13 protein-coding genes are annotated in these 15062 nt (G+C 33.1%); 8 read left to right on the top strand and 5 right to left on the bottom strand.

Features of this window, described 5'->3' with window-relative positions; genetic code table 11:
- The first annotated feature begins 104 nt into the window (after positions 1 to 104).
- A complete protein-coding gene (locus EG358_RS13585) occupies positions 105 to 341 on the top strand; it encodes a S8/S53 family peptidase (protein WP_076559836.1) in 237 nt (78 codons plus the stop codon).
- A 49-nt stretch (positions 342 to 390) separates the two neighbouring features.
- On the opposite strand, the gene EG358_RS13580 is transcribed toward EG358_RS13585, so the two are convergent.
- The gene (locus EG358_RS13580; RefSeq protein WP_076559837.1) at positions 391 to 963 is read right to left on the bottom strand and encodes a hypothetical protein; all 573 of its coding nucleotides are present in this window, start codon (positions 961 to 963) and stop codon (positions 391 to 393) included.
- Positions 964 to 1292: 329 nt separating this feature from the next.
- Between EG358_RS13580 and EG358_RS13575 the strand changes: the two genes are divergently transcribed.
- The 4 genes from EG358_RS13575 (at position 1293) to EG358_RS13560 (ending at position 5546) form a co-directional block, all read left to right on the top strand.
- Positions 1293 to 1658 (top strand): BlaI/MecI/CopY family transcriptional regulator, encoded by a 366-nt coding sequence (locus EG358_RS13575; protein ID WP_066679295.1) that lies wholly within the window; start codon positions 1293 to 1295, stop codon positions 1656 to 1658.
- A gap of 1 nt (position 1659) precedes the next feature.
- Positions 1660 to 3633 (top strand): M56 family metallopeptidase, encoded by a 1974-nt coding sequence (locus EG358_RS13570; RefSeq protein WP_076559839.1) that lies wholly within the window; start codon positions 1660 to 1662, stop codon positions 3631 to 3633.
- Between the two features lie 184 nt (positions 3634 to 3817).
- Positions 3818 to 4648, top strand: coding sequence for a GLPGLI family protein (locus EG358_RS13565; RefSeq protein WP_076559840.1), 831 nt, complete (start codon positions 3818 to 3820; stop codon positions 4646 to 4648).
- Position 4649: 1 nt separating this feature from the next.
- Positions 4650 to 5546, top strand: coding sequence for a GLPGLI family protein (locus EG358_RS13560; protein WP_076559842.1), 897 nt, complete (start codon positions 4650 to 4652; stop codon positions 5544 to 5546).
- A gap of 697 nt (positions 5547 to 6243) precedes the next feature.
- Here the strand turns inward: EG358_RS13560 and EG358_RS13555 are convergent.
- The 4 genes from EG358_RS13555 to EG358_RS13540 all read right to left on the bottom strand — a co-directional run bounded on the left by EG358_RS13555 (position 6244) and on the right by EG358_RS13540 (position 12099).
- A complete protein-coding gene (locus EG358_RS13555) occupies positions 6244 to 8100 on the bottom strand; it encodes a M61 family metallopeptidase (RefSeq protein ID WP_076559844.1) in 1857 nt (618 codons plus the stop codon).
- 129 nt (positions 8101 to 8229) lie between these two features.
- Positions 8230 to 9858 carry a M1 family metallopeptidase gene (locus tag EG358_RS13550; RefSeq protein WP_076559845.1) on the bottom strand — a complete coding sequence of 543 codons (1629 nt, stop codon included), beginning with the start codon at positions 9856 to 9858 and terminating at the stop codon, positions 8230 to 8232.
- A gap of 131 nt (positions 9859 to 9989) precedes the next feature.
- Positions 9990 to 10820, bottom strand: coding sequence for a twin-arginine translocase subunit TatC (gene tatC, locus EG358_RS13545; protein WP_076559847.1), 831 nt, complete (start codon positions 10818 to 10820; stop codon positions 9990 to 9992).
- Positions 10821 to 11139: 319 nt separating this feature from the next.
- Positions 11140 to 12099: a KpsF/GutQ family sugar-phosphate isomerase gene (locus EG358_RS13540; RefSeq protein WP_076559849.1), complete on the bottom strand. Its 960-nt coding sequence runs from the start codon at positions 12097 to 12099 to the stop codon at positions 11140 to 11142.
- Between the two features lie 146 nt (positions 12100 to 12245).
- Here EG358_RS13540 and recQ point away from each other — a divergent pair, with 146 nt between their 5' ends.
- The 3 genes from recQ to EG358_RS13525 are packed head-to-tail and all read left to right on the top strand — an operon-like array spanning position 12246 to position 15026.
- Positions 12246 to 14450: a DNA helicase RecQ gene (gene recQ / locus EG358_RS13535; RefSeq protein ID WP_076559851.1), complete on the top strand. Its 2205-nt coding sequence runs from the start codon at positions 12246 to 12248 to the stop codon at positions 14448 to 14450.
- 16 nt (positions 14451 to 14466) lie between these two features.
- Positions 14467 to 14715, top strand: a complete 249-nt coding sequence (locus EG358_RS13530) for a hypothetical protein (RefSeq protein WP_076559853.1) — start codon at positions 14467 to 14469, stop codon at positions 14713 to 14715.
- Positions 14703 to 15026, top strand: a complete 324-nt coding sequence (locus EG358_RS13525; protein ID WP_076559855.1) for a hypothetical protein — start codon at positions 14703 to 14705, stop codon at positions 15024 to 15026. The genes EG358_RS13530 and EG358_RS13525 overlap by 13 nt, the downstream gene beginning before the upstream one ends.
- Positions 15027 to 15062: the final 36 nt, after the last annotated feature.

Raw genomic sequence — 15062 nt, 5'->3', positions numbered from 1 at the left:
CCTTTTTTTGTGCTTTAATTGATGAATTATCAGCCTCAAAAAATCCTTAGTTTAAATAAATAATGGTTTATTAATTGCTTATCGTAACAATAAAATAAATAATTATGGGAAGTATAAATTTTAGCAAACAAGATTTTGTAAAAGATGATACAAGATACAAAGTAGCAATTGATCAGGGAGTGGGAAAGGGTGTAGACCTTATTGTTGAAAGACAAGATGAAAATGGTGAATATGAAGTGATTCAGGCAGAAATAAAAAGATCTGCAGACGAGAAAGTTTTCGTTGTGTGGAGTGAGCCTTTTGACGGAAGAGTAGTAAGTGACGAATATAAAAAACTGTAAAAAAAAATCCCGTTTCAACGAAACGGGATTTTGTATGTTTAAGTAAGATTTATTTAATTAAAGTATCGAAAGGAGCCAGCTTAAAATCTTCAGATTTTACCTGCTCAAAGTATGATGCTTTTGCGGTACCTTTTAATTTTCCTGCTGTTTTTGCTGCTGCTGTAAAGTCGGTATCGATTTTCGTCGCAATTTCTGTAGGTTTAAAATCTTTTTTTATAGCCTCGTCTTCCACTCCTAAATATCCGTTTTTCTTTGTAATATAATTGATGAAATTATCATAGATTCCCAAAGTATTTCTGAAATACTGCGTATGATAATTCATACATTTTGTTGATTTTTTAGAAGATTTATTTACAATACAGCTCGCCATATTTCCTCTGTAAAGATCAAATTCTAAAGCAACAGCATCATATTCCTTCTTAAGAGCAGCGGTACCATTGGTAAGAATGGTGTTGTCATTCTGTGATTCACTTATTTTTTTCAGATGTCCCAAAACTAAAGGAACGGTGTTTTCAATTTTTGTTTTTGCTTCAGTAACCGACCCGAAAACAGAAGATGTCTGCGCTGATGTTACATTAAAAATCAACAACATTAAAACAGAAAGTAGAGTATATCTTTTCATTAGAAATTTTTAAAGCACTAAAATAAATATATTTTCTCATTCTGTGCGCATTCATTTTAATTTTATTTAATAAAATTTAACAAGTTTTAAGAATTTTAACTAATAATCACGTTTTCTCTGATGATTAGTAACTCCATATTTTCCATTAATTAAAAATTTAACATATTTTGGTGTTTTTTATTCATCTGATTACCAATTACTTATTTATTTTTTATCTTTATCACTAGAAAAATAGTTGTACAGTTTAAAAATATTTCTACATTTGTATAACTAATTTATTAGTGATACGATTTTTTTAGTAATTTTATCGCTTACTCTAAATTAAAATTATGATCATCCAGACTTTAACAAAAGCAGAAGAACAGGTAATGCAGTTTTTATGGAAACTCGAAAAAGGTTTTCTTAAAGATGTTTTGGATCTTTATCCTGAACCCAAACCTCATACCAATACGGTTTCTACAATTCTGAAAGTTCTTAAAGATAAAGAGTTTGTAGATTATAATGTGTACGGAAGACAGCACGAATATTTTCCTTTGGTAACAAAAGAGCAGTATTCGGGGAAAACGATGAAGAGCCTGGTGAAAAATTATTTCAAAGGTTCTTATAAAAGTGCCGTTTCTTTTTTGGTTGAAAAAAACGAAATGACCGTTGAAGATCTTGAAATGTTATTAAGCGAACTTAAAAACAAAGACTAATATGGAAGCTCTTATTTTTTATTTCGGAAAAGTGACAATCTGTTCGGGTGTAATGTTTTTGTATTATCGGTTGTCTTTAAAAGACAAGACCTTTCATCATTACAACAGATTTTACCTTTTGTCTGCAATGCTGATCTCGATTTTGCTGCCTCTTATTAAAGTGGAAGATTTTACGATTGAGGTAAATGAGAATCTTTTTGTATTACTTAATAAGCTACAAAATTTAAATACAAATAAAACCATAAGCCATGACGACATTTATTTTAGAATTATTTTTTCAGCTTTGGGATTGGTTTCTCTCTATTTTTTAGGGAAATTCATGTACGGGATTTTCAGAATCCAACAACTCAAAAGGCAGTTTAAAAAAGAAAGTTTTGAAGGTGTGAATTTTTACCAAACCAATCTTTCTGAAGCTCCATTCTCTTATTTCAAGAACCTTTTCTGGAAAAACACGATTGTCATCAATTCAGAAGTAGGAAAGCAGATTTTAAAGCATGAAATGGTTCATATTGAACAAAAACACTCTATCGACAAGATCTTTATAGAGGTTCTCACTTCTGTTTTTTGGTTCAATCCGTTTTTTCATATTATCAAAAAAGAAATCAATTTAATACACGAATATCTGGCTGATAAAAAAGCCGTCAAACAATCGGACACAAAAGCATTTGCGCAGATGCTTTTAGCAAGCCACTTTTCCGGAAAACCGTTGCCTGCGACCAGTCCGTTTCTAAGTTCAAACCTTAAAAAACGCCTCAAAATGTTACAAAAACCACAAACGAAATTCGGGTATGCGCGAAGAATACTTGCCTTACCGGTTTTATTCACTGTTGCATTTGCCTATATGGTTAATGCGAAAAATAAAGAAATAAAAGAAGTAAATAACGAAATTGAAAAAGCTGTTTCTGAAATTAAAAGAGATACTATCTCTCCAAAAAATGAAACAGAGCAAATTGTAAAATTGCAACAGGAAAAAATTTCAAAAGCAAATGAAAAACTGAAAACTCAGTCTGACAAGCTTAAAACTTTAAGTGAAAAATCAAAAGAAAAAGCTGCCGAACTTCAGAAAATAGCAAAAGAAAAAGGTGAAAAAAGCTATGAATTTGAACTAAAAGCTAAAGAGCTGAAACAGCTTTCCGGAGAAATGGATAAGCTCGTTGACAAAAGCGAAATTTTTCATGATGGAGAAGGGACAATAGCTATTTATAAAGATCTTGGGTTTAAAACTATTTCTCCAGAAGGTAACAGTTATGTTTTTAAATTAAGTGAAAATGGAGGAAAAACTGTTGATGCAAGTAATGACGAAGGTTATAAATTATTACAAAAGCAAAGTGATTTAAATTTGGAGCAAATTTTTAATTCGGAAGAGTTTAAAGTCAAATCAGGATTAACTGAGGAAAAAATTAAGTCACTGAAAAAAGCTACGGGCGGCCTTATGAATCAATACGGCAAGATTGATAGAGTTTACATGAGTGATAAACAAGTTTACGGTGCTCCATCTTTTCCCAATCAAAGAATTACACCTCCTTTAAGAAAATCTCTAAGTTTAACTAAGAAAGAGCAAAAACAGCTGGAAAAATTGTCAAAACAAAAAGCAGAACTTTCTAAAAAACAAGCAGAACTTTCTAAAAAACAGGCAGAAATTGTGGGGGAAAAAGCTCTAAACAATCCTTGGATAATTGCTGTTGATGCACATGCTCCAAAAGGAAAATATTATGGAACTTCTACCTACACAGAACTTCCAATGCCACCGAAAAGTAAAATTCTTTCTAATGGTGCTACTTTCAAAACAAACGTAAAAGATATGATTAATGCTAATTCTGCTGGTGATGTAAAATATTTTATCGATGGGAGTGCAAGCTCAAATGAAGAAATGCAAAGTCTTGATCCAAAGAACATCGAATCTATTAATATCAATAAAACGAAAGTTTCAGGCAAAGACACCGGAGAAATCCATATCAAAACAAAACAAAAATAATCTTAAGTTTTAAGAGCCTTTTTTTAAATTGCATTAAAATTATTCCCCAGCCCTAAAGGGTGCGATTTTGATGCAATTTCAAGATAATTTCCTCCGTTTAGATGGGGAGAAAAGAAGATTATTTAAAAATTTTATTTTCAAATAATCTTTAAACAAGCCTTAAATATTTTCAAAATAATTTAAAATGAAAAAACTAATAACCGTTTTCTGTGTATTGATGATTGGTGTTTTTGCCGATGCTCAAAACAAACGTTTTACTTACGAATACCGTTATATACCAGACTCTACCAACACAGGCGATGTAAAAACCGAAATGATGAATCTTGATGTTGCCGATTCGGGATCTAAGTTTTACAGCTATACGGCTTACCATTCCGATTCTATTATGAGAGTTGATTTGGAAAAACAGTTGGCTTCAACGGGAATGATGAATGTTAAGACGGATGGACGAAAAGGCTCCATAAGGTATTCGGTTTCCAAAAAATATCCGAAATATGAAGTCTTTTTTCATAACAGAATTTTGAGGGATCAGTATAAAGTTGCTGATGACCGAAAAATAGATTGGAAAATAAGGTCCGAAAAGCAAAAAATCGGAGAATGGAATACACAAAAAGCCGAAACTGAATTTGGTGGAAGAAAATGGGCGGCATGGTTCACTTCAGATATTCCGATTCAGGATGGTCCGTACAAATTTCATGGTCTTCCGGGTTTGATTGTGAAATTGGAAGATCAAAGCAAATCACATGTCTTTAACCTGCAGGCTGTAAAAAATCTTACGGAAATTCCAAAAGATGTGTTTAGCGAAAAGGAAATTTTAGTCAATCAAAAACAATATGACAAATTGGTTAAAGAATATGAAAATGATCCTACAAAAGGTTTAAAACAAATACAGATGAACGGTATGACAATGATTATGAAAGAGGGAACCGGTAATCAGATGAAGGATCAGGAAGAACGCCTGAAAGAAAAAATAAAAAAAGATAACAACAGAATAGAACTTAATCAAACAAAATAGCATGAAAAAAATATCTTTAGCGCTGTTATTAATAATAGGATTCACAAGTTTTGCTCAAAACCGTTTTTTCTATGATTATAAATTTATTCCCGATTCTACAGACAAAGCAAACGTTTTGAAAGAAATAATGCTTTTGGATATTGATAAAAGCGGATCAAAATATTACGGTCAGGAAAAGTTTATTGCAGATTCTACTTCTCAGGCAGATTTGGAGAGACAATTAAAATTGAGTCCCAACAGCATCAGTATAAGTAGAAACGATAAATCGGGAATGATTACTTACAAGGTTACCAAACAATATCCTGATTTTAAAACTCATCTTTTCACAAAGATTTCCAGCGACAGCTATAAAATTGAAGAAGATAAAAAACCGGAATGGAAAATTCTTCCTGATAAGCAGAAAATTGGTGAATATAATGCTCAAAAAGCAACAACAAAATACGGTGGAAGAGAATGGACGGCTTGGTTTTCTACAGATCTACCTTTCCAGGACGGACCGTATAAATTCTACGGACTTCCCGGTTTGATTGTGAAAATTGAAGATAAAACAGGTTCGCATTCCCTGACTTTAGTTGGAAATAAAACGATTCAAACTACTACAGAAAAAGAGATGAATCTTCCGCAAGGAGTTCAACTTTACGGAATGGGAGGGAAGGATATTGAGATTAATGAAGCTCAGTTTAAAAAAGCCTGGAAAGCGTATAAAAACGATCCTACGAAAAATATGCGCGAGATGATGATGAAAAACACGGAAACCAATAAAGTTGTGTTTAAAACTAAATCAGCAGACGGAAAAGAAATTTCAGATCCTAATCTGGTTTTCAGAGAAATGGAGAAAAAAGCAAAAGAAGGTTTCAAAAAGAATAACAATCCTATCGAGCCGGAATTGTATAAATAAAATAGTAAAGTAAAGCGAGGAAGATTTTCCTCGCTTTACTATTTTTAAAATACTATTATCGTTATCATAATTTTCGCTTCCGTGAATATGAAATCTTTGTAAAGGAAATTATTTATAATCAATCTGGAAAACAGCATTTTTTAACAAAGATGCTGTTTTTTCTTTGCCAGACGGCTTTCCTTGGCAGACAGATGAAATTCCGTAAGGGGCAGACGACATTCCTTTGCGGTCAGACGGCTTTCCTTAGCAGACAGATGACATTCCGTGGTAATCAGATGATATTCCTTAAGAGACAGAAGGTATTTATCAACGGAAAGGACTCATTTCTTTAAAATAAGATGGTTTTACGAACAATACACATGACATTGCATCACAGACAGATGATTTTGCGACACTTACACTTCGTTTTGCGATACGATAAGATGACTTTGCGAAGCATACATATAACATGGTGTCATATACAGATGATTTTGCGAGGTGTATAGCAGGTATTGCGTTGTGGTGAGATCATTTTCTGAGGCATACAGATGATTTTGCTGCTCATATACATGATTTTGCAGAACTGTAATTACAAACAAGCGAGGAAAATTTCCCCGCTTGTTTTATTTTAAATTCGTTGAATAATATAATTTTGATTATTACATAGCATGTCAAACCATCAACTATCAACTCAAAACTATCAACAACTTAAATTAACTTACTTTTTTCCGGTCAACCATTGATCCTGAAGTTTCTGTTCTGCAGGAGTAGGATTGGCTTCAAATTGTAATGTTTCCATTGTTATTTTATCTAAAACAGCTTTTCCTTTCAAATCAATTTTATCCATTTTATCGCCATTTTTACGAAGAACGGTAACGGTAACATTTTGACCTTCTTTGATCGATTGTGCATAGCTGATAAATTCCTGAGCATTTTGAATATTGATGGTTTTTCCGTCTAAAGCAAGAACCTGATCGGTAATTTTAAATCCGATGCTTTTTGAGAATGAAGATAAAGCAGAGTGATCATCAAAGGCAAAAGCATTGTTCTTCTCATCGTATCCGGTTTGCGCAGGATCTTTGATAAACCAAAACATAGGCGGAGTTTCCTGCTTCTTGATTTCTACACCCACTTGAGCTAAATATTCTGCATAAGGCGTTGGCTGGCTTCCTGCAATGTATTTATTGTAAAAATCTTTTACCTGCGGATATCCTGTAATGGTTACCAATTCGTCGATCAGTTTATCATCTTTAAAAGGTTTGTTTTCACCAAATCTCTGAGATAATTTTCTGATCATATCGCGATAACCCATTTCTCCGTTTGATAATTTTCTCAGTTCAATATCAAGACACATCGTCAAAAGAGTTCCTTTTTCGTAGACATTTCTGTACTGATCTTTATACTGATCCTGAAGAATGTTTTTACTCATCACCGTAAAAGGCATGGTATCGTCGTAGTTTTTAGAATTTTTAATTTTATCGCCAATTCTCTGTAAAAACTGCTCTTTTGTAATCAAACCTTCCTGAATCTGGAATAAATTAGCAAAATACTCGGTTCCGCCTTCATACATCCAAAGATGCTGAGACATTTTAGGATCTGCATAATCAAAATAATGAATCTCTTCAGAATGCGTCTTCAAAGGATTCACGGTGTGGAAAAATTCATGAGAAACTACATCGACAATAGCTTCGTCAATCGCTTCTTTAGGCATCATTTCGTGAAGCACAACACTTGTAGATTCGTGATGTTCCAATGCTCCGAAACCTTTGATTTGAGGACCTTCGGTTCCTGCAAGATAAAGCATGATTGCATATTTCTTGTTGGTATTCATATCACCCAAAAATTTCTTTTGAGCAACGACCATTTTTTCTAAATTTTCTTTAAAATCTGCTGCTTTATATTTTCCGGTTGGAGAATAAACACCCAAAACAAGATCCATTCCGCCAGCATTGAATGTGATGTAATCAGGTTTTGAATACATCAAAGGAGAATCTGTCAGTTTAGCATAATTGGCTAATGTAAAAGTATCGGTTGCTTCAGATTTATCCTGATCAACCAAAGCTGTAGTTCCGTAAAAATCAGTAGGCTTCTGAATTATTAATTGGTAAGGAACATCCTGCATATTATCGATATACCCTACAAAACCGTGCGTATTAATCAAATAAACTTTCCCCTGTTCGATATCAGTTCCGGAAGGTGAGAATACGGCTTTGTGTTTATCTGTACCATTTTCTTCATCGAAACTGTCATTTACTAAATACGTAATTTTACTTAATGCTTTTGCATTTTTCAGAGAATACGTATTGTCATTCACTTTGGTAAAAGCGATTTCTTTTCCTTTGTTGTCTAAAAATTTTATTCCTTCTATAAACCTTCCGTAATCATCCACAGAATAAGTTCCGGGAACTGTTTTTGGAAAGTGAAATTTCACGTCATTCGATTTCATTTTTGGAAATTCCATCGTTACGGCTATTTTATCGTCTTTTACATTCACCAGGTCGATGCTTGTTTTTATAGATTGCGCTTGAACGAAAGCCACCGCAAGAATTCCTAAGCTTATTGCTATTTTTTTCATTAGGTTTATTTTATTGATAAGTAGTTGATTTTAAATTGAAATTGTTACAGTGAGATTTATAATTTTTTGCTAAACTTTAGTTAAAAAAAGGCAAAATCATAAGTATGATTTTGCCTTTTAAATTTTTCATTAAATCTTTTTATATCTGATATAATAGTTCTTGCTAAACTCTACCGGATTTGAATTCTTAAGCTTCAACGTTTGCCAAGATTCATTCGGTGAAATGGTGTATTCACCAAATCTTATCGGAAGGTTTAAGTTTTTTACACCATTTACAAAACGGAATTTCAATTCTGTACCTTTTTGAGCATATTCTAAAACAGGAACATCGGTTGTACGCAAATATTGGTTGAAAATTGTTGTAAAGTCAAAACCTGCTTTCTCTGAAATATATTTTTCAACTTGTTCTGTTGTGACGGTTTGATGATAAAAATCTTTATTTAAACCTCTTAAAATCTGTCTGAATTTTGCATCGTCATTAATGATCTGTCTCATCGTATGAAGCATACTTGCGCCTTTTGCATACATATCGCCGCTTCCTTCATTTCGTACGCCGTATTTTCCGATAATAGGAACGTCGTTTTCAATATTATTCTGAATTCCCTGCGCATACATATCCGCAGATTTTTTATCCATATAATTTTCAGTAAAAAGAACTTCAGAATAATTGGTAAAAGCTTCATGAATCCACATATCGGCTTGATCTTTTGCTGTTATACTATTCGCAAACCATTCGTGTCCGCTTTCGTGAATAATGATAAAATCCCAGTTTAAACCAACTCCTGTTCCTGAAAGATCTCTTCCTAAATATCCGTTCTGATACCCATTTCCGTAAGCTATATTGCTCTGATGTTCCATCCCCAAATAAGGTGCATCAACCAATTTGTAAGAATCTTCATAAAAAGGATAAGGGCCAAACCAATATTCAAAAGCTTTTAGCATTGGTTTTACCTGTTGAAACTGTTTTTTTGCTTTCTCCAAATTGTAGTCGATTACCCAATAATCAAGATCAAGCTTTCCTTTTTCTCCGGTATAAGAATCTTTAAAATTTACATATTTTCCAATGTTTGGAATGATAGAATAGGCATTGATGGGATTCTTAACTTCCCAGGTGAAAATATTTTTATTGCTTTCGGTTTTTTTGTTAATTAATCTTCCATTTCCGACTCCAACTAAATCTTTTGGAGTAATAATTTTCATAATGATTCCGTTATCAGGTTCATCACTCCAGATATCTTTTGTAGGAAGCCATATTGAAGCACCAATTCCTTCATCGGCAACGCTCATCCATGGATTTCCTTTTTCATCTTTTGTGAAAACCCAGCCTCCGTCCCAAGGTGCTCTTTTTGCAATCGTAGGATTTCCGGAATAGCCAATATCAATGGTGTATTTTTCTCCTTTTTTAAAGTTTTTATGCGATGAAATAAATATAAAATCACCTTCTCTTTTAAATGGTTTAGGAGTAGGGAAACTGCATTGTACCACATCAACTTTCATCGGTTGTTGCAGATCGATTTGAAAAACAGGATTTGAAATATCTTTGGTAATCTCAAAACTTATTTTATTGTTTCCGGTAATACTTTTTTGCTGAAAATCGGGTTCTACAGAAAGTTCATACTTTTTTACATCCCAGAAATTTCTGAATTCGGTATTAGAACCTTTTAAGGTATCTTGTTTTGTAAACGTTTTACCTTTTTCGAAAAACTGCCCGAAAGCTAATCCGGAAACCAATAAAAGTGAGTATGAAAACTTCTTCATGTGATTTTAAAATTTAATTAAATCAAAATTAAAGAATATTATTTAAGAATGTCTGTTTTTTGATGAGTATTCTGAAAACAAGCGGCGCGAAAATCTAAGATTTTCGCGCCGCTATTATGTATATTAATTTTTTAAGATTTTTTAACCGTTTTTATAGCGGCATCTCGTTTTTGTACCTTTTTATAAGTATAACCACACATTACAATACTGAATTCATAAAGCAATAATAGTGGCAATGCAGCCATAATCATACTCAAAACATCGGCAGGAGTAATAATTGCGGCAACAACCATAATCAAAACAATAGCGTGTCTTCTGTATGTTTTCATAAATTTAGGATTCAGAATTCCGATATTGGTAAGGAAGTAAATTAAAACCGGAAATAAAAAGACAACACCCATTCCTAAGACAACCTGCAAAAACAGGGTAGTGTAATCACTAAGATCGTATAACGGAATAATGATGTCTGAAATTTTAAAAATAACTCCGAAATTGACGGCAAAAGGTAAAATCAGGAAATACCCGCATAAAACTCCGGTCATAAATAAAATCCAAACCGAATTAATAATAAAAAGCGAATTTTTTCTCTCGTTAGGATGTAGAGCCGGACTGATAAATCGCCACAATTCCCAAACAATATAAGGGAAAGCCGCCACAATTCCTCCAAAAATAGAAACGGCCATCATCACATTAAACTGTTGATACAATCTCTGAACTCGCACCGGAAATTCATCAGGCAACGTAATACTGTCTTCCCCTAAAATCCATTGTGAAAACTCGTTTACGACTTTAAAAGTAGGGAAATCATTACGTGTGGGACCAAAAAATATATGATCCATAATCCAGTTGATATTAAAACCGACAACCACTGCCGCTATAACGATTGCAAGAATAGAACGGATCAAATGCCCCCTCAATTCCCCAATATGTCCAAAAAAAGACATGTCTTTATCTTCTGCCATAAAATTTATGTTATGAATACCGAGATTCAATTTGCAATTATAACAATTATTTTAGTTACTTACTGTTTTTGATAAGCTAATTCTTTATCTAATACAATTTTTAATTCATCAATTTTATATGAAATGTAAACGGCATTTTATATTTAATTTCTTCTTAAATAGTATATACGCCTAATTCGTTCAAAATAGATTTTAAAACTTCAAATTGTTTTGAGCATTGGCAACTGAAATTTCATAAACCGTATATATATCACCTCCGTATTTTCTGTTTTTTTATTTCAATGAATTAAAAATGAACCTAATAAATAGGATCAAAAATTTAATTAATTCCTTCGTCCAATAATGTATGAAGATCAATAATTCCGAAATATTGCCCGTTTTCAGTTACAATTAATTGTCCGATATTATTGTCTTTCAGAACTTTCATAGCTTCTTTTGCCAAAACATCTTTCTCAATTGTTTTAGGATTTGCAGACATAATATCTTTCGCCAAAACTTTAGAAATATCGTCACCCTTCATCAACATTCTTCGCAAATCTCCGTCGGTAACAACGCCGGTGATTTTATCGTTATCTGTAACAACGGTTATACCGTGACTTGATGCACTAATAGAAATAATAACATCTCTTATCGAAGAATCCTCATAAACCTGAGGTTTTTGTGAAGAAAGAAACTGCTCAACTCTTGCCGTTAAGTTTTTACCTAAACTTCCTCCCGGATGAAATTTAGCAAAATCATTTTCTTTAAATTCATTCAGTTCCATCAGGCAAATTGCCAAAGCATCTCCCAAAGCCATTTGATTGGTCGTAGAACTTGTTGGAGCCAGTTTATTCGGACACGCTTCCAGATCTACATGAGTATCTAAAATGACATCAGAAAATTCTGCAAGTTTGCTTTTTCTGTTTCCCGTCATTCCAATTAATGCAGAAGAATAATCTTTTAAATAAGAAACAAGATTGGTGATCTCAGGGGAATTTCCCGAATTTGAAATGCATAAAACTACATCCTGTTTTTGAATGACACCCAAATCTCCGTGAATAGCTTCTGAAGCATGCAAAAATTGAGATGGAGTTCCTGTAGAATTTAGCGTAGCGACAATTTTATTTCCTACATGAGCCGATTTTCCGATACCAACCACGATGAGTTTCCCTGTAGCAGCATGAATAAGCTGTACTGCTTTTATAAATTCGTCTCCAATTCTTTCTTTTAATTTTTCCAGTTCGGAAATTTCTATGGTCAGTGTGCTTTTTGCTATTGAGATAATTTTGTCTCTTTCCATTTTTATAACGAAATTAGTATGTAGATTGCCAAAGATTTCAATTTATACTTAATATAAATTTGGTTACTAAAAAATTCTATTGCTTTTATTTTCAGTAAAAATTTTATAACTTTGGATTGGATGCAAATTTAGCAATACAAAATTAGATGAGCGCAAAAAAAGCCAATTTATCAGGCGAATTAAAAAAATACTTCGGGTTTTCTACCTTTAAAGGACAGCAGGAAGAGATCATTAATAATCTCTTAAACGGAAAAGATATTTTCGTACTGATGCCTACAGGAGGCGGTAAGTCGCTGTGTTATCAGCTTCCTGCTCTTATTTCTGAGGGTACGGCAATCGTTGTTTCACCGCTTATTGCCCTGATGAAAAATCAGGTAGATGCAGTAAATGGTCTTTCTTCTGAAACCGGTGTAGCCCACGTTCTTAATTCTTCTCTTAACAAAACTCAGACCAAACAGGTCTTTGATGATATAAAAAGCGGTAAAACAAAGCTTCTTTACGTAGCTCCGGAATCTTTGATCAAAGAAGATTATCTGGAATTTCTGAAAGATGTAAAAATATCGTTCGTTGCAATCGATGAAGCGCACTGTATATCAGAATGGGGGCATGATTTCAGACCAGAATACAGAAATTTAAAGCAAATCATTGATAAAATTGCAGATGTTCCGGTAATTGCTTTAACCGCAACTGCAACCCCGAAGGTACAGGATGATATTCAAAAAACTTTAGGAATGACCAATGCTTTGGTGTTTAAAGAAAGTTTTAACAGAGCTAATTTATTTTACGAAGTCACTCCTAAAGTTAATATTGATAAAGAAATTGTAAAGTTTATCAATAAAAATAAAGGGAAATCGGGAATTGTTTACTGTTTAAGCCGAAGAAAAGTGGAAGAATTTGCCCAGCTTCTTCAGGTAAATGGAATCAATGCACTTCCGTATCATGCCGGTCTTGATCAGAAAGTGAGGGTCGCCAATCAGGATAAGTTTTTGATGGAAGAAGCGGATGTTATTGTAGCAACAATTGCATTTGGGATGGGAATCGATAAACCTGATGTACGTTTCGTGATTCATTACGATTTTCCAAAATCTCTGGAAAGTTATTACCAGGAAACGGGTCGAGCAGGCCGTGATGGAGGAGAAGGATATTGCTTGGCCTTCTATGATCCTAAAGATATTGAGAAATTAGAGAAATTCTTGGCTCAAAAACCTGTTTCTGAAAGAGAAATCGGTTTGCAGCTTTTAAATGAAGTAGTCGGCTATGCTGAGACTTCTATGAGCCGAAGACAGTATATATTATATTATTTTGGTGAAACTTTCGATCCGGTAAATGGTGACGGAGCAAAAATGTGTGACAATGCATCAAATCCGCCAAAGCTGAAAGATGCTACAGACGATTTAAGAAAAACACTGGAATTAATCAACGAAACAAAAGAAAAATTTAAATCAAAAGATTTGATTTCTGTAATTGTTGGAAAAGAAAATGCTGTTACAAAGTCCTATAAACTAGAGCAAAGTTCATTTTTCGGGTTTGGAAAATCAGAAAAAGATAATTACTGGAAAACAATTCTAAGACAGGCGACCGTACAAAATTTTTTACAGAAAGACATCGAAACATACGGTGTTTTAAAAATCTCTGAAAAGGGTAAAAAAGTCTTAACCGGTGATTTAAAAGATCCATTTTTAATCGCTGAAGATCGTGAATTTGATCTTTCACAAACAAAAGCTGAAAGTGATCAGGTACAGATGCAGTCGAGTGGAGGTTTAGACCAAAATTTATTTGCCCTTTTAAAAGACCTTAGAAAAAAAGTAGCCAAAAAACATCAGATTCCACCTTATACGGTTTTTATGGATCCTAGTTTGGAAGATATGACTGTGCAATATCCGATTACTGTTGAAGAGATTGCTAAAATCTACGGAGTTGGAGAAGGAAAAGCCAAAAAATACGGAAAAGAGTTTGCCGATTTTATAGCAAAATATGTTGAAGACAACAATATAGAGCGTACTCAGGATATGGTTTTGAAGCAGGTTGCGAATAAATCTAGCCACAAGGTTTTTATCATTCAGAGTACCGATAAAAAAATTGATCTTGAAGATATCGCAAGAGCCAAAAACCTTTCGATGAATGATTTATTAAAGGAGATGGAGCGTATTGTTTATCAGGGGACAAAACTAAACATCGATTATTATATCGAAGATAATTTTGATGAAGATGTTGTAGATGATTTTATGGAATTTATGAACGAATCTGAAAGCGACAGCATGAAAGTTTTGCTTGATGAGTTTGGTGATGAGCTTTCTGACGAAGAAGTAAGGATGCTGAGAATAAAGTTTATCAGCGATGTTGCCAATTAATTTTGATTAAATTAAAATGGAAAATCCAATAACAGAAGCTAAAAAAGAACTTATTCAGTGGATAAAAGAAATGGATGAGCTTGAAGATATTGCAGAGTTGCTTGAGATTAAGAATAGAAAAACTTCGGTGAGTCACGTTGCAGAATCTCAAGCTGAATATGCTGTGAAAGATGATTTTGATGAACGATTTGCGAAAGGATTAACATCAGAAGAATCAAGGAGAAGAACAAGGAAATTTATTGAAAGTTTACCTTGGAAGAAATAGTTATTTATTCTGAAGAATTTCATCAATCTATTGAAGAATTAGTTGAGATTTTATATGCTAAAGAATATTTTGGATTTAGAGTTGATTGTCAGTTTTATGCAGATAAAATTTATGATTTTATAGATTTTAATGTTATGAAACCTATCAGCAAAAGTTCACCATTAGCTTATCAGAAATTTGGTAAAAAGTTTATAAAATACAAAGCAAACAACAATACGTCTTGGTATATATTTTTTGATCAGAAAGAGCATAAATTTTTAATAAATCATATTACAAATAATCATTCTCAGGACTTTCCAGACCTGTTGTGAGACCTGAATTCCTTTGAAATACTTTAAAAAATCTTA

The sequence above is a fragment of the Chryseobacterium indoltheticum genome (assembly GCF_003815915.1).
Taxonomy (GTDB): Bacteria; Bacteroidota; Bacteroidia; order Flavobacteriales; family Weeksellaceae; genus Chryseobacterium; species Chryseobacterium indoltheticum.
Note: the sequence above shows the minus strand (reverse complement) of the source record. Positions and strands in the feature narration are given on the sequence as shown.